14 protein-coding genes are annotated in these 15,118 nt (G+C 62.9%); 10 read left to right on the top strand and 4 right to left on the bottom strand.

All coding sequences use genetic code 11. From position 1 onward, the window contains the following. Nucleotides 1–56: 56 nt before the first annotated feature. The 4 genes from GH983_RS13635 (at nucleotide 57) to GH983_RS13620 (ending at nucleotide 3,483) form a co-directional block, all read left to right on the top strand. The gene (locus GH983_RS13635; protein ID WP_153762670.1) at nucleotides 57–1,484 is read left to right on the top strand and encodes an aldehyde dehydrogenase family protein; all 1,428 of its coding nucleotides are present in this window, start codon (nucleotides 57–59) and stop codon (nucleotides 1,482–1,484) included. Nucleotides 1,485–1,744: 260 nt separating this feature from the next. After that, nucleotides 1,745–2,143, top strand: a complete 399-nt coding sequence (locus tag GH983_RS13630; protein WP_054148521.1) for a DUF1236 domain-containing protein — start codon at nucleotides 1,745–1,747, stop codon at nucleotides 2,141–2,143. Between the two features lie 81 nt (nucleotides 2,144–2,224). Continuing rightward, on the top strand, nucleotides 2,225–2,608 hold the full coding sequence (locus GH983_RS24115; protein ID WP_194842718.1) for a hypothetical protein: 384 nt from the start codon (nucleotides 2,225–2,227) through the stop codon (nucleotides 2,606–2,608). Nucleotides 2,609–2,736: 128 nt separating this feature from the next. Continuing rightward, on the top strand, nucleotides 2,737–3,483 hold the full coding sequence (locus tag GH983_RS13620) for a metallophosphoesterase (protein WP_194842717.1): 747 nt from the start codon (nucleotides 2,737–2,739) through the stop codon (nucleotides 3,481–3,483). A gap of 15 nt (nucleotides 3,484–3,498) precedes the next feature. Here GH983_RS13620 and GH983_RS13615 read toward each other — a convergent pair whose 3' ends face one another. Next, nucleotides 3,499–4,398, bottom strand: a complete 900-nt coding sequence (locus tag GH983_RS13615; RefSeq protein ID WP_153763610.1) for a DMT family transporter — start codon at nucleotides 4,396–4,398, stop codon at nucleotides 3,499–3,501. A gap of 214 nt (nucleotides 4,399–4,612) precedes the next feature. Here GH983_RS13615 and GH983_RS13610 point away from each other — a divergent pair, with 214 nt between their 5' ends. The 4 genes from GH983_RS13610 (at nucleotide 4,613) to GH983_RS13595 (ending at nucleotide 10,311) form a co-directional block, all read left to right on the top strand. Next, nucleotides 4,613–5,911 carry an adenylosuccinate synthase gene (locus GH983_RS13610; RefSeq protein WP_069043514.1) on the top strand — a complete coding sequence of 433 codons (1,299 nt, stop codon included), beginning with the start codon at nucleotides 4,613–4,615 and terminating at the stop codon, nucleotides 5,909–5,911. A gap of 59 nt (nucleotides 5,912–5,970) precedes the next feature. Beyond that, nucleotides 5,971–8,466: a hypothetical protein gene (locus GH983_RS13605; protein WP_153762668.1), complete on the top strand. Its 2,496-nt coding sequence runs from the start codon at nucleotides 5,971–5,973 to the stop codon at nucleotides 8,464–8,466. 121 nt (nucleotides 8,467–8,587) lie between these two features. After that, nucleotides 8,588–9,532 carry an ABC transporter ATP-binding protein gene (locus GH983_RS13600; RefSeq protein WP_153762667.1) on the top strand — a complete coding sequence of 315 codons (945 nt, stop codon included), beginning with the start codon at nucleotides 8,588–8,590 and terminating at the stop codon, nucleotides 9,530–9,532. Then, nucleotides 9,529–10,311, top strand: a complete 783-nt coding sequence (locus GH983_RS13595; RefSeq protein WP_153762666.1) for an ABC transporter permease — start codon at nucleotides 9,529–9,531, stop codon at nucleotides 10,309–10,311. The genes GH983_RS13600 and GH983_RS13595 overlap by 4 nt, the downstream gene beginning before the upstream one ends. Before the next feature lie 77 nt (nucleotides 10,312–10,388). Here GH983_RS13595 and rpoH read toward each other — a convergent pair whose 3' ends face one another. Next, nucleotides 10,389–11,291, bottom strand: a complete 903-nt coding sequence (rpoH, locus tag GH983_RS13590; protein ID WP_153762665.1) for an RNA polymerase sigma factor RpoH — start codon at nucleotides 11,289–11,291, stop codon at nucleotides 10,389–10,391. A gap of 187 nt (nucleotides 11,292–11,478) precedes the next feature. Beyond that, the gene (locus GH983_RS13585) at nucleotides 11,479–12,507 is read right to left on the bottom strand and encodes an RluA family pseudouridine synthase (protein ID WP_153762664.1); all 1,029 of its coding nucleotides are present in this window, start codon (nucleotides 12,505–12,507) and stop codon (nucleotides 11,479–11,481) included. Nucleotides 12,508–12,679: 172 nt separating this feature from the next. Between GH983_RS13585 and GH983_RS13580 the strand changes: the two genes are divergently transcribed. Then, nucleotides 12,680–13,072, top strand: a complete 393-nt coding sequence (locus GH983_RS13580) for a hypothetical protein (protein WP_153762663.1) — start codon at nucleotides 12,680–12,682, stop codon at nucleotides 13,070–13,072. After that, nucleotides 13,059–13,913, top strand: coding sequence for an RNA methyltransferase (locus tag GH983_RS13575; protein ID WP_054148334.1), 855 nt, complete (start codon nucleotides 13,059–13,061; stop codon nucleotides 13,911–13,913). Before GH983_RS13580 ends, GH983_RS13575 begins: the two co-directional genes overlap by 14 nt. Before the next feature lie 44 nt (nucleotides 13,914–13,957). Here the strand turns inward: GH983_RS13575 and GH983_RS13570 are convergent, their stop codons facing one another. Next, on the bottom strand, nucleotides 13,958–15,103 hold the full coding sequence (locus GH983_RS13570; protein ID WP_245280795.1) for a hypothetical protein: 1,146 nt from the start codon (nucleotides 15,101–15,103) through the stop codon (nucleotides 13,958–13,960). Nucleotides 15,104–15,118: the final 15 nt, after the last annotated feature.

The raw sequence follows: 15,118 nt of genomic DNA, 5'->3' as shown, positions 1-15,118 counted from the left end.
ATCCGGCATGTGACCAATAGTGCAAAATACCTTACTTTCACTCCGCTGGAGCGCGCATGTCCAACCATCTGAAGTTCTTCATAGACGGTGCGTGGGTCGATCCGCTGGAGCCTGCGGTGCTGGACGTGATCGATCCGTCCACCGAGGAGGCCCTTACGACGATCTCCATCGGCGGACGCGGCGATGTCGAACGCGCCGTGGCAGCCGCCCGAAAAGCCTTTGCCACTTTCTCGCTGACCGACCGGTCGGAGCGACTGGCGCTTCTTGAGCGCATCCTTGCTGTTTACAACGAGCGCTTCGACGACATCGCCCAGGCCATCAGTCGTGAAATGGGTGCGCCGCTCACTTTCGCACGAGACTCTCAAGCCGGGGCAGGGCGAGCGCATCTGGAGGCCACGATTGCCGCCTTCAAGAGCTTCGAATTCATGGAGCAGCGTGGCTCGACCCGCATCGTCAAGGAGCCAATCGGCGTCTGTGCGCTTATCACGCCCTGGAACTGGCCGCTCAACCAGATCGTCTGCAAGGTTGCTCCGGCAATTGCCGCCGGCTGCACCGTCGTGCTCAAGCCCTCGGAGATCGCGCCGGTCTCGGGGCTGATCTTTGCCGAGGTGATGCAGGCGGCTGGGACGCCTGATGGGGTGTTCAACCTGGTCAACGGCCGCGGCCCCGAAGTTGGTCAGGTGATGGCGGGCCATCCCGATGTCGACATGGTGTCGTTCACCGGTTCGACGCGGGCCGGCATCATCGTCGCCAAGACGGCGGCCGACACGGTCAAGCGTGTGGCGCAGGAGCTGGGCGGCAAGTCGGCGAACATCATCCTTCCGGATGCCGATTTAGAGACTGCCGTGCGCAAGGGCGTGGAGGGCTGCTTCGGCAATTCGGGCCAGTCCTGCGATGCGCCGACCCGGATGCTGGTCCCGGCCGATCGCCATGACGAGGCGCTTCATATTGCGCGCGAGGCTGCGGACGCTCACAAGGTCGGTGATCCCAGAGCCGAAGATACCGTCCTCGGTCCTGTGGTGAGCGACATTCAATACAACAAGATCCAGCGGCTGATCGAAATGGGGATCGAAGAAGGCGCGCTGCTGGTCACCGGCGGTCCCGGGCGGCCCGAGGGCCTGAACCGCGGCTACTATATCCGCCCTACGGTTTTCGGCCATGTGACGCCGGATATGACGATCGCCCGTGAAGAGATCTTCGGCCCCGTGCTGTCGATCATGCCCTACGAGACCGAAGAGGAGGCGATCGCAATCGCCAACGACACCGTCTATGGCCTCGCTGCCTATGTTCAGTCGCAGGATATCGACCATGCGCGGCGGGTTGCAGGGCAGATGCGCGCGGGCTCCGTCTATCTGAACTATCCGGACTGGGACACGTCCGCACCGTTCGGCGGCTACAAACAATCCGGCAACGGGCGCGAATATGCGGATTGGGGCATTCACGACTTTCTCGAGATCAAGGGCATCGTCGGCTGGGGCGCCTGAGCGGCTTTCAGAACACTCACCACGCCGTCCGTCCCGCCGCAAACGCGCCGTGGGCTTTTCAGCTTTGGTATCGACTCGCCCTTGAGCGACTGCAGTTCTACTGCGACCTCAAGTAATATCTGCTGCAAATATTACGCCTTTGCCTAAATTTTGCCAATTTTTCCAAAGGCTTGCAGTAGCGCCTTAGGACAGGTGCGCGGAACAATTTCGCGTGAAGTCCGTTCTTTCCGTCAATGGCAGTCAACGGAAAGGATCAAGCCATGAATACGAAGATTATCGCTCTTGGAGCAGTCGTACTTGGTGCCGTCGCTTCTCCTGTCCTGGCGCAGGAAGGTACGGTCACCGGTGCTGCGGGTGGTGCCGTGACCGGTGCTATTGTCGGCGGTCCCGTTGGTGCCGCCGTGGGTGGCGTCGTCGGCGCCATTGCCGGTACCGCAGTCGCCCCGCCGCCGGACCGGGTTGTCACCTATGTGCAGCAGCAGCCGGTCCCGGCCCAGCCGGTCGTGATCGAACGGCAGGTGGTCGTTGGTGAGCCTCTTCCGCAGGAAGTCGTGCTGACCACGATCCCCGAAGATCCGACCTACGCCTATGCCGTGGTCAACAACCAGCGCGTCATCGTTGACCCGCAGACCTATGTGGTCGTCGGCGTCGTCCAGTAAGCGCCGATTGCCAGCTTTGTAAATAAACAAGCTAACGGCCGGCCGCGCAGCGGTCGGTCACCCAAACCAGGAGGAAATACCATGGACCAACGTCCTGATCCACGCCTCGATCAGCGTCCGCACGTCACCCAGCAGACCACTGCGGGCAGCGGCGCTACCTGGGGCATCGCAGTCCTGCTGATCGTGGTGATCGCAGCCGGCGCATACTTCGTCTTCGGTGGCAATGACACCGCCGAAACCCCGGTTACTCCGGCCACGGAAAGTAGCACGCCTGCAGCACCGCCGGCCGATGCTCCGGCTCCGCCGCCGGCTGACACGACGACGCCGCCGGCAGGTTCGGCAACGCCCCCGGCTGCCGATCCGGTCACCCCGCCGCCGGCAAGCGATCCGGCACCGGCGGCACCTGCGACACCGGCTCCGACCGGTGGTGCCACCGATACGCCGCCACCGACCACGACGCCTTAATCGGTGTCTTGAAGCACTGCGAGGCCGGCCCCTTTGGGGCTGGCCTTTTTAGTGCCGATACGCTTTTCTCTCACTGCGTGCAGCGCAGCGACAGGACAGGAGAACGTCCAATGGGTGATGAGGGGCTCATGAGCACTGACACAGGTCGCCCACCACGTCTCGTCATCGATCCCTCCGACTATGCCGCTGTCTACGCAATCGGTGACGTGCATGGCTGTCTCGATGCGCTTTGTGAGCTGGAAGACATGATCCGCGAGGACGCGCAGTCGATAGAGGGGCGCAAGCTGATCGTGATGCTCGGCGACTATGTCGACCGAGGCCCGAAATCCGCTGCCGTCCTCTATCATCTCACGGCATCGCCGCCTTCAGGATTCGAGCGGGTTAGCCTGCGGGGCAATCACGACGATGCCTTCCTCGCATTTCTCGACGGTGATCCGGCCGGTGACTGGGTCCTCGACCACGGTGCGGAGACGACCTTGGCGTCCTACGGGGTCGAGATCGACGGTTTCACTCTGCCTGCTGGCCGATTTGCTTTGCGCGAGGCCATTAGGAATGCAGTTCCGAGCAGCCATGTGGCGTTTCTCAGATCGCTGCCGGTGCTGCTCACCATGGGTACGGATGTCTTCGCCCATGCCGGTCTAAAGCCGGGGCGACCGCTTTCCGAGCAGACCGATGACGACCTCATGTGGATCAGGCGATCCTTCCTCGATCTCGGTCCGGGTCTGCCTGTCCGTGTCTTTCATGGGCATACGCCGATGCGGGAAGCCCATGTCGGTCCGGATCGGGTCAGTCTCGACACGCATTGCTATCGCAGCGGGCGGCTGACAGCGGCGCGTGTTTTGGCTGGAGACGTGACAATCCTCTCTGTCGGCTAACCTTTCTTGAGGTTGTCAGCGCGAAGCCTTGTCAGGTGCGGGCTTGCCCCATTCGGCGATGGCGATGCCACCGAGAACGAGCACCAATGCCACCACATGGAAGACTTCCAGCTTTTCGCCGAGAATGGTGACCGATAGCAGCGTGCCGAAGACCGGAACGAGATTGATGAAGAGGCCGGCCCGGTTGGCGCCGATGCCTTCGACGCCCTTGATGTAGAGGATCTGCGAGATCAGCGAGGGGAACAGCCCGGCATAGAGAATGATCAGCCAGCCGCGCGTATCGGGGAGGATCAGCTCGCCTCGGCCGGCTTCCCACCAGAGAAGCGGCAGACAGGTGACGGCGGCGGCGAGTGCCGGCACCGCCATCAGGCTCTTCCAGTGGACAGGTGGCTTCCAGCGCAATGACACGGTGTAGATCGCGTAAGCGATGCCGGCAAACAGCATCAGCAGATCGCCATAATTCAGCGTCAGGGTGAGCAAGGTCTGCAGATCGCCATGGGAGGCGGTGACGGCAGCCCCGATGAAGCTGATCATGAAGCCCAGGATCTGGACCGCGGAGACGGCAATGCGAAACAGCAGGAAGTTGATGACGAAGATCAGGACCGGGATCGCACCCTGTTCGATCGCGCCGTTGACCGCGCTGGTATACTTGAGCGCCGTATAGAGAAAGCCGTTGAAGGCGGCATAGCCCACCGCGCCGTAGAAGATCAGCAGCTTCCAGTTGGCTTTGAGGACATCCCAGTCCTTGCGGATCTGCGGGATTGCAATTGACGCGATCACGAGGGTCGCCAGCGCCCAGCGGCCGAAGCTCAGGACCATCGGGCTCACATGGCCAAGCGCCAGCTTGCCAGCAATCGTATTGCCGCCCCAGAGCAAGGTCGTGATGACGAGAAAGGTATAGGCGCGGATGGGCAAAGACGTCATTCCCTGCATGCGGACGCCGCTTGCCGAAACCGTGTGCCCCCCGGTCCGTCACGGCGCAATTGCCTCCGAAATAGGCCAGGGGGGACGCTTTGTCACGTAAAAAGCCAAATCGCCCGTCAAGACGGGTCGATTTCCCAAAAACAACACAGTATAGATGCGCGGGTTTGGGTAGGCGCAGGCACTGCGCAATATACAGGATTATGTGATGACGAATGTCGTGGTGATTGGTTCGCAATGGGGTGACGAGGGCAAGGGCAAGATTGTCGACTGGCTCTCTGAACGTGCGGACATCGTGGTCCGCTTCCAGGGCGGACACAATGCCGGCCACACGCTCGTCATCGACGGCGTTTCCTACAAGCTCTCGCTGCTTCCCTCGGGCGTCGTGCGCCCGGGCAAGAAGGCTGTCATCGGCAATGGCGTGGTCGTTGATCCGCATGCGCTGATCGCCGAAATCGGCCGTCTGAAGGATCAGGGCGTCGAAGTGACCCCGGACAATCTGCGGATCGCCGAAAACGCCACGCTGATTCTCTCGCTGCACCGCGAACTCGACGGCATGCGCGAAGATGCGGCCTCGAACAGCGGCACCAAGATCGGTACGACGCGTCGCGGCATCGGCCCGGCCTATGAAGACAAGGTCGGTCGTCGCGCGATCCGCGTCATGGATCTTGCCGATCTCGACGCGTTGGAAGGCAAGGTCGAACGTATTCTGACCCACCACAACGCGCTGCGTCGCGGCTTCGGCGTTGCCGAAATCGAGCACAAGACGATCATGGAAGAGCTGACCTCTATCGCCGATCGCGTGCTGCCGTTCATGGATTCGGTCTGGGTGCTGCTCGACAAGGAGCGCCGCAAGGGCTCGCGCATCCTGTTTGAAGGCGCGCAGGGCTCCCTGCTCGACATCGACCACGGCACCTATCCCTTCGTCACCTCGTCGAACACCGTCGCCGGTCAGGCCGCGGCCGGTTCCGGCATGGGCCCGGGCTCGCTCGGCTATATCCTCGGGATCACCAAGGCCTACACGACGCGTGTCGGTGAAGGTCCGTTCCCGACCGAGCTGCACGACGAGATCGGTCAGTTCCTCGGTGAGAAGGGCCATGAGTTCGGCACCGTCACGGGCCGCAAGCGCCGTTGTGGCTGGTTCGATGCGGCGCTGGTGCGCCAGTCGGTTGCCACCAATGGAATCACCGGCATTGCATTGACCAAACTCGACGTTCTCGACGGCCTTGAAGAGCTAAAGATCTGCGTCGGCTATAAGCTCGACGGTCAGGAAATCGATTATCTTCCGGCAGCGCAGGCTGCCCAGGCACGCGTCGAGCCGATCTACATCACGCTCGAAGGCTGGAAGGAATCGACGGTCGGAGCCCGGAAATGGGCGGATTTGCCGGCTCAGGCGATCAAGTATGTGCGCCAGGTGGAAGAGCTGATCGGTGCTCCGGTCGCCCTCCTGTCGACAAGTCCCGAACGCGACGACACAATACTTGTGACGGACCCCTTCGAGGATTAATCTAGGATTTTATTGAAATTTTGCCGGCGCGGCGGGCCGGCTCTCAAGAGAAAGTGCTGATGGCTGACTTTATCGCTGTGATTCGACGGGCCGTGGATGGCCTGTCGAACAATACTCCGGAGATGCGCGCGCGGGTCTATGAAAAGGCTCGCGCCGCTGTCGTTCGGCAGCTCGAGAACATGTCACCGCGCCCGCCCGAGCATATGCTGCAGCGTCAGCTCGACAAGCTCGATGCGGCTATCCGTGAGGTCGAAGCGGAACATGCGGATGCCTTGCCGCCGCTTGAAGAGACGCCTGATTCTTCCATGCCTGCAGCCGCGGCTGCCGGTGTGGCAGCGACAGCGACTGTTTCTGCGCCTGCCTGGGGCGAGCCGCAGCCGGAATACGCGCCTTCTTCGAACGAGGATGTGGCGGCGCCGGAACCGGCAGAAGACGCTGCTCCGGCCGAACAGCCGGTCGAGCCTCAGCCGGCGGTAAGCGGTGATGACTGGGCGGACGCCCACATGGCCGAGCCTGCGACACCTGCAGCGGTGGAGGAGCCAGCCTATGTCGCCGAAGAACCAGCCTACGTCGCCGAAGAAACTATCACGCCCGTAGAAGAGTCTGTTCCGGAACAGGCCGTCGAACCGATGCCGTCGGCGGAAACCGCCTGGCAGGACCAACCCTTTGCGGTTCAGGAGCCGGAGAACGACTATTCGCGGCTCTACGAGAGCCGTGAAGACGATGCTCCTGCCGTCGAGCCGGAGCCGCCATACGAACCGGCGCCGGAGGCGAGGGACGAAGTCGAAACGGTCGCAGCCGCTGGACCCTACGGCGAAGGGCCGACCGCCGAAGAGACCTGGCCTCGGGGTGACGAGCCGGAAACGGCTGCACCCGCTTGGGATGCTGTGCCTGTTGTCGAGGTCGAACCTGTGGCCGAAGAGCCGCTTGGCTCTAACGCGGCAGTCGAGGTCGAGCCTTATCTCCCGCCGCAGGCGCCGGAGGTTGGTATTCGGGTGGATTCGGTTGAGGATTGGCTGCAGAGCCGCGCACTCGATCCGGCCCCGGTCATCCCCTCGGCAAGCTGGGAGCTGCCGGCTGCGACCGAAACGGCCGCCAATCGCGTGCCCGAACTGCCGGAAATCGACACCGCGCCGCCGGCCGTTTCCTATACGCCAACCGACGAGTTCCCCGCCTATGAGGAACCTGTACACGTCGAGGCCAGCAACGACTATGTCGCGCCGGAGGGCTTGAGCCTTCCCGATGCCGATCCGGTCGTGCTCGGCAAGATCGCGTCCACCTCCACGGCACCGGCAATCGACGCCGATGACTTCAGCCAGTGGTTCCAGGAGCATGTCGATCAGGGCGAGACCCAGAAAGGCAATGGTGCTCCGGCTTCTGCTTCGGCCGCCCCTGCGGCCAGCGAATTGGACGAGCATATCGACAGCTTTGCACCCAGCGCCAAGGGTGCGCAGGTAGACGTCGCGGGCCAGGCCGATGGCATGGAAGCGCTGGTCGGCGGTTATGGCCAGCAGCCTGCCTATCGCCTCGAGCCGAAGAAGCGTCGCAATCCGGCTCCGATCATCGTTGCCGCGCTGGTGCTGGTTGTGCTCGGCGCTGGCGGTTATCTCGCCTGGAGCATGCGGGATCAGATCGGCAGCATGGTCGCCAACCTGACGGGCGAGGTTGTGCCGACGCAAGAGGCCGCCGAAGCGCCCGCGGCGACACCTGCAGAGCAGCCGGAGGCACCGGCCGACACGGCGACTGCACCGGAAGTGGCGGCACCTGCAGTCGACGACGGCAGCCAGAAATTCACGCAGCGACTGCAGGCCGACGGAACGGAAATCGATGCAGGGGCCGGATCGGCGCCCATCGAGGGCGCGCCCGCCGAAGGTCGCTCCGTCTCGGCCCAGACCGTGGCGTCCACGGTCGAGCCGACCGATGCGCCGGCTGCTGCCAATGGCGCGGCTGCCACGCAGACGCCGGGAACCGCCGCCAATACGGCAGTCGTGGCCGGCGGGGAAAAGCTCTTCCTCTACGAAGAGCGTATCGGCCAGGCGACGCCGGTCGCAGTGCCTGGTTCGATCACATGGACGGCTGTGCGTGAAAACGGGGCGGACGGCCGACCTGATCCGCAGATCCAGGGCCGTATCAACGTGCCGGAGCGCGGCATCTCGGCGCTCCTGACCTTCAAGCGCAACACCGACAATTCACTGCCGGCGAGCCACATCATCGAAGTGGTGTTCTCCGTGCCTGCGGATTTCGAGGGTGGTGCGGTGGAGAATCTGCAGCGGATTGCCATGAAGCGTACCGAGCAGGACCGCGGCGACCCGCTGGTTGCCGTGACGGCCAAGGTGACCGACGACACCTATCTCGTGGCGCTCAACGACTTCGAGGACGTGGTAAAGCGCAACATGGACCTTCTGTCCACGCGCGGCTGGATCGATATTCCCGTCACCTACCGCAATGGCAGACGCGCGCTGATCACGCTCGACAAGGGAACGACCGGTGGCAATGTCTTCGATCAGGTCATCCGCGAGTGGGCGGCATTGACGCCCGCCGCGCCAGCGAACTGAGGCTCGTCCCTATCGCTTTTCTACGGATCCGTCGGGCATGTCCCGGCGGATTTTTGTTTTCGATTTCAGGGTTAGGGCAGCGGAAGTTCTCTCCGCCAGCGACCAATGCAGGGACGACGTGATGTCAGTACAGGCGCAGCGAGTGTCGACGATTCCCTTTGCCGATCCGGGCGGTGATCCGGCCATTGCCTTCCTGGCCGTCAGCAAGGGTTTCGGGCGTGGAAGCGGGGCCATCAAGGCGCTCGATGATTTGAGCCTTTCCATCCCCCGAGGTGTCGTCTATGGCCTGCTCGGTCCGAACGGCGCGGGCAAGAGCACTCTCCTGCGCATTCTCGCCGGATTGGTCAGGCCCGATCGCGGCGAGATCCGGATCTTCGGCGAGCCGGCTTGCCCCGCCCAGCGCAGCCGTCTCGGCATGTTGATCGAATCGCCGAGCTTCTACCCCTTCCTGACGGCCCGAGAGCATTTGCGGATGTTGGCGGGCGCCACGGGTACCGCAACGCTTGTGGAGCCGATCTTGCGGCGCATTGGCCTTGAAAAGGCGGCTGATAAAGCCGTCTCCGGCTTTTCGCTTGGCATGAAGCAGCGGCTCGGCATCGGCTGTGCGTTGATCGGGCAGCCCGAGGCGCTCGTCCTTGACGAGCCGACCAACGGGCTCGATCCCGATGGCATTCTGGAGATGCGGGCCCTTGTCCACGAACTGGCGCATCGCGATGGCCTGACTGTGCTTCTTTCCAGTCATCTGCTGGACGAGGTGGAGCGGGTTTGCGACCGGGTGGCGATCCTCCGGCGGGGGGCGCTGGTCGCCGAAGGTGCGGTTGCCGACCTCCTTGATCGTGACGGTCGCTTCTGGCTGAAAGTGGACGCGCCGGATGCGGTGCTTGCCCGTCTCGGCGAAGAGGCCGAGGAAGCGGACGGCGGCGTTTACGTACGGATCGAACGGACGGAGGTACCCAACCTCATCCTGTCGCTCGCCAATGCCGGCGTTCGCATTCACGAGGCCAAGTGGATCAAGCCGGATCTGGAAACCGTCTTCCTGTCAGAGACGCGGGAGGTGCGCTCATGAACCCGCTTCTCTCTGCCGAAATGCTCAAGCTTGTCCGTCAGCCGGGCATACTCTTCTGGGGCTTCCTGGCCGTGCCGCTCGCGGCACTTCTGGTCAAGCTGGTCATCGCAGGCTTCATCTATCTGCGTATGGGGCGGCAGTCCGGCGATGTCGATGTGTTCCTGTCGGCGGCGAAGAGCCTCAGTCTCTCTGGGAATTCGCTGGGTCACCTGCTCTTCGCGCTCGGCATCGCCACGGTCTTCTTTCTCGAATATCGCTATTCCACCTGGCGGCTGCTGGTGCCCAGGCATTCGCGCGTGCAGCTCTTCGCAGCCAAGCTGCTCGTTTGCCTCGCGTGGCTCGCATTCGCTCTGTTGCTGGCTGCTGTCGGCGATATTGTGCTGACCATGCTGTTTGGTGTCTTGCAAGGGCAAGGTCTCGACATTTCGGCGTCCTCGCTCATTGCGCTGGTGGCAGCATTCGGGATCGCATTTCTTGAACTTGCGGTTCTGGCGTCGCTCGCTGCCCTGCTCGTGGTTGCCTTTCGGTCAATGATTGCGGCCGTTATCCCGACCTTTCTGCTGGCGATCGGTTCGACACTGCTCCAACTCTATCTGGGAGCGGATGCTGATCGGTTGCCATTGCCGGGTTATGCGGCTCAGGACTTGCGGGACTGGTTGCTCGCGGGAGGGACGCCCGTTGCGGCAATGATCGGCGCCGCGGTGCTTTTCGGCTGGTTCTGCGTCCTGACGGGGCTTGGACTTGCAGTCTTCTCGCGGCAGCAACTGGCATCGGAGTAACAAGCGGCCACCCACAAAGGAAAAGCCGCCCGGTTGCCCGAACGGCTTGAACAGCTGTCGCCGCTGTCGACGGTTCTTTAAGCCTCGACCACCCGCAAGGCCTTGGCGCGCTCCAGGGCGTCTTTCTGGACGGCTTCCTGGACCTTTTCGAAGGCGCGGACCTCGATCTGGCGGACGCGTTCCCGGCTGATGTCGAACTCGGTGGAGAGTTCTTCCAGCGTGAACGGATCATCTGCGAGGCGGCGAGCTTCGAAGATGCGACGTTCGCGATCGTTCAACACGCTCATTGCCCGCTTCAGCATGCTGCGGCGGGTTTCGAGCTCGTCCTGTTCGATCAGGACGGCTTCCTGGCTTTCGTGGTCGTCGACGAGCCAATCCTGCCACTGACCGCTTTCGCCTTCGGCGGCGCGCAAGGGTGCATTCAGCGATGCGTCGCCGGAGAGGCGGCGGTTCATCGAAATGACCTCCTCCTCGGACACCTTCAGCTTGGTCGCGATCTCGGTGACCTGGTCGGGCTTCAGGTCGCCTTCCTCGATCGCCTGGATCTTGCCCTTGAGGCGGCGCAGGTTGAAGAACAGGCGTTTCTGGTTGGCGGTGGTGCCCATCTTAACCAGCGACCAGGAGCGCAGGATGTATTCCTGGATCGAGGCCTTGATCCACCACATGGCGTAGGTCGCCAGGCGGAAGCCACGCTCGGGGTCGAACTTCTTGACGGCCTGCATCAGGCCGACATTGCCTTCCGATACGACTTCGCCGATCGGCAGGCCGTAGCCGCGGTAGCCCATGGCGATCTTCGCAACCAGGCGCAGGTGGCTTGTGACCATCCGGTGCGCCGCGTCACGGTCGCCGTGTTCGGCATAACGCTTGGCAAGCATGTATTCTTCCTGGGGTTCCAGCATCGGGAACTTGCGGATCTCGTCCAGGTAACGGTTAAGGCCGGCTTCTCCGGCTGTGATCGATGGCAAACTACTGCGGGCCATATAGCACCCCTCTTTCTTCGCGGGCTCCCAATTCCGGCGAGCCCCATCTCCGTGGATCTCTCTATCCCACAGAAATCCGTATGACAGATAAGTATGGCAAAACGGCGATACAAGATTTGTGTTCCGTCACGAGGCCGTGACGGAGTGTCAATCGATAGAGAACGGGCAGGATCAGAGCGTCAGGGTGTCACATCGCCTTCAGCGCATCGACCACCTTCTGCAGGTCCGCCGGGATCGGGGCTTCGAAGCGCATGGTTTTGCCTGTGGTCGGATGCTCGAAGGCAAGCAGGTAAGCATGCAGAGCCTGGCGGTGGAACTTGTTGACGGCGCGCTTGGCGTCCTCGGGCAGGAGGTTCGCCTTGGTCTTGAAGGCGGCGCCATATTCCTGGTCGCCAACCAGCGGATTGCCGATATGGGCCATGTGCACGCGGATCTGATGGGTGCGGCCCGTTTCCAGGCGGCACTCGACCAGTGAGGCAAGGCAGGTGGCGTCCGGCTTTTCACCATAGCGTTCGAGCACGGTATAGTGGGTGATCGCCTCGCGTGCGTCATCTGTATCCTCGCGCTTGACCGTCCGCTTGGTGCGATCGGCGCCGGAGCGGCCCAGCGCCGCATCGATCGTGCCGGCAAGCGTACGAGGGCGACCCCAGACCACGGCGCGGTAGGCGCGCTCCAGCGGACCGGTGCGGCCATGGTCGGCAAACTGGTCGGCGAGGTGACGGTGGGCGATATCGTTCTTGGCAACGACCATCACGCCCGACGTGTCCTTGTCGAGGCGGTGGACGATGCCCGGGCGCTTGACGCCGCCGATGCCCGAGAGCGTGTCGCCGCAATGATAGATCAGCGCATTGACCAGCGTGCCATGCCAGTTGCCGGCGCCCGGATGGACCACGAGACCCGGCGGCTTGGCGATCACGATCAGGTCCTTATCCTCGTAGAGGACCTCGAGCGGGATGTTCTCGCCCTTCGGCTGCGGATCCTCCGGCTCGGGCAGGTCGATGACGACGCTGTCGCCCGGCTTGATCTTGCGGTTCGGACTGTCGAGCAGATTGCCGTTGAGCTGCACCGCCCCCTGTTCGATGAGCGCCTTCACCCGGTTGCGGGAAAACTCCTGACCGAGCGCCGCCGTAAGCCAGGCGTCGATGCGGCCTGAGGCATCATCCTCGGCAATCAGCTCTTTCCTTGATGCGGCGGCTTCGTTAAAGGGGTCGGTCATCATGTCATCCCGTCTTACGGCGGCCAGGGTCTCGGCCTTTGTCGCTGCCATTTGGCACAGACCGGGGTCTTCGACAATCGACAGCCGGTAGACCCGGCAATTTTCTCCGGCTCGTTCGCATCGGGGAAGGCATCCAAATCAGCGCGAACTTGGATTGGAAACGACTGCTGCCATGGCTCATATCGACGACGAGAACCCGGAAGACAAGCCGCTTGATCCCGTCATGGAAGGTGTGCGCCGCAAGATGGTCAAGCTGCAGCTGATCTCGGGCGGCATCATGGCCGTGCTCTTCCTCGCGGTGCTCGTATCGATCGTCTACAAGCTGACGCGTGACGAAGGCGGGGCGGAGCCCGCGGCCACGACGTCGCAGCCTTTCGCGGTCCCATCCGATCAGCCGCTCAGCCTGACCGCCAACCTGCCGGCCGGCTTCCGCGTCGTGCAGACCTCGCTGTCCGGCAGCCAGATGCTGATCTACGGCGAAACGGCTGATGGCGCGCGCAAGGCCTTCGTCTTCGATCTGCCGCTCGGCCGCATCATTGCCGACGTCACACTTGGCAGCAACTGAGGCAGGCGTGGAGCCGGGGCGCCTCATCGAGATCACCGATCCCGGCGATTTGAGGATCGCCGAGTTCACCTCGATCCGCGAACGCGACCTGACTGGACGTCACGGTCAATTCGTCGCCGAGGGCACGGTGGTGCTCTCGATGCTGGCCAAGGCGCATGCCGGTTTCGGATCGGTGCGGGCGGAAAAGCTACTGCTCCTGAAGAACAGGGTCGCTGGCCTTTCCGATCTGATCGAGCGTTTCCCCAAGGATATCCCGGTATACGTGGCCGAGGCTGCGGTTCTCGATGCGATCGCCGGTTTCCACCTGCATCGCGGGGTTCTCGCGCTTGGCAGCCGTTCTGCACCACCCGAACTGAACGATCTGGTCGCCGGTCTGCCGGAAAGCTCTCTGGCGCTGGTCGGGTGCGGCATCTCGAACCACGACAATATCGGTGCCCTGTTCCGCAATGCGGCGGGTTTCACTGCGGATGCCGTCCTCCTCGACGAGACCTGCTGCGATCCACTCTATCGAAAGGCATTGCGTGTTTCTGTCGGCTCGGTTCTGACGGTTCCCTATGCCCGGCAGGGGAGCGCCGAAGAGGTGCTCGGGGCACTTGCCACGGCTGGGTTCGAAATCTGGGCTCTGTCGCCTGCCGGTGAGGTTGAAATCGGCGCGGTTGCGCCGGGCCGGCGCGTGGCGCTGGTGATGGGAACGGAGGGGGAGGGGCTTCCGGCTGCAATCCTCAATCGTTTCCGGTCGGCCCGCATCGCCCAGGCCCCGGGTCTCGACAGCCTGAATGTCGGCACGGCCAGCGGCATTGCCCTCTACGCCATCGCGCGCGCCATGGGACGCCTCGGCTAATCCCGTGTTCCGGACTGCGGGTTCGGATCGCCGAGCCAGTCGGCCTATTCGGCTGGCGTCGCCATGCCTGCGCCACGACCGATCGAAGGGTCCATGGCGAGTACCCGGTCGACCAGGCTCTTCGGCTTGTCCCCGCTCTTTGATTGCGGCGAGACGAAGTCTGTGATGACGCTCTGCTCGCCTTCACGGGCGGCCGTGAGAACGATCATCTTGGCGGCGATATCACCGAGTTCTTCACGCATTGCATCGTCTTCGGTCGAGGCCTTCACCTTCAACAGGCGCTCGGTCAGGGCCGTCTGGCTCCGCCGAATATCGTATTCCAGCGCGGTCGTATCGGTCGCGAGGTTGGAATTGGCGATCTCGTCTTCTGGCATCGGCGTATCCTTGGCGTCGGGTATCGCGATGCCGGCTTCCCGAAGGGCGCGCTGGGCTTCGCGGAGCTGGGCATTGGCCGTCTTCAGCTTGGCGCGGAGATCGCGAAGTTCGCGTGTGCGGCGCTCGACGAGAGAACTCGCGTCGGCTCTTTCCGCTGCATCCCGGGCCAGCACGTCTTCGAGGCGCAGAACCTTGTGTTCTTCCTGGGCGAGGCGCAGTTCCGCATCCTTGGCGCGCTTGCCGAGCAGCTTGTTTTCCCGCCGCAAGTCTTCCCGTTCGTCACGCATCCCTTGAATGCGCGTCTTCAGCGTGTCGATCTCGGTGTCGCGGCTCATGGCTTCGATGCGCATGGTGTCGATGTCACTGATCAGGCGGGCAATGCGATGGGCACGGTCCTCGAGCTCGATATCCTTGGCGGCTGCGGCGATTTCCACCCGCTTCAAGGTTTCGCGCATCGTCGACATTTCCACGTCGCCCCGACGCAGACGCGAGCGCAGGTCGGCAGCTTCCGTGCTCATGTCTTCTATTTGGACCTTGAGCTCCTTCGTCTCTGCGACGAGGTGTGCTGCGTCGCCGCTGAGTGTCTCGTTCTTCAGCGTCAGGCCGATGGTCTTTTCACGCTCGCGGGTCAGATCATGCTGGGTTTTGGCGTTTTCTGCGGCATAGAGTGCGCGCACCATGTCCTTCTGGGCGCGAATCTCCTGCGGGCTGAGCGGCATGGTGGCCTTCAGACGGTTCTCCGTATAGCGCACCACGCGCTGATGCACGGCCGGGGCAACCAGCATCACCAGCAGCGCTGCCGCCATAAATCCCATTGCGAATATCAGGGT

The sequence above is a fragment of the Agrobacterium sp. MA01 genome (genome assembly GCF_009650195.1).
GTDB lineage: Bacteria > Pseudomonadota > Alphaproteobacteria > Rhizobiales > Rhizobiaceae > Allorhizobium.
This window is presented reverse-complemented; position numbering and strand designations above follow the sequence as displayed.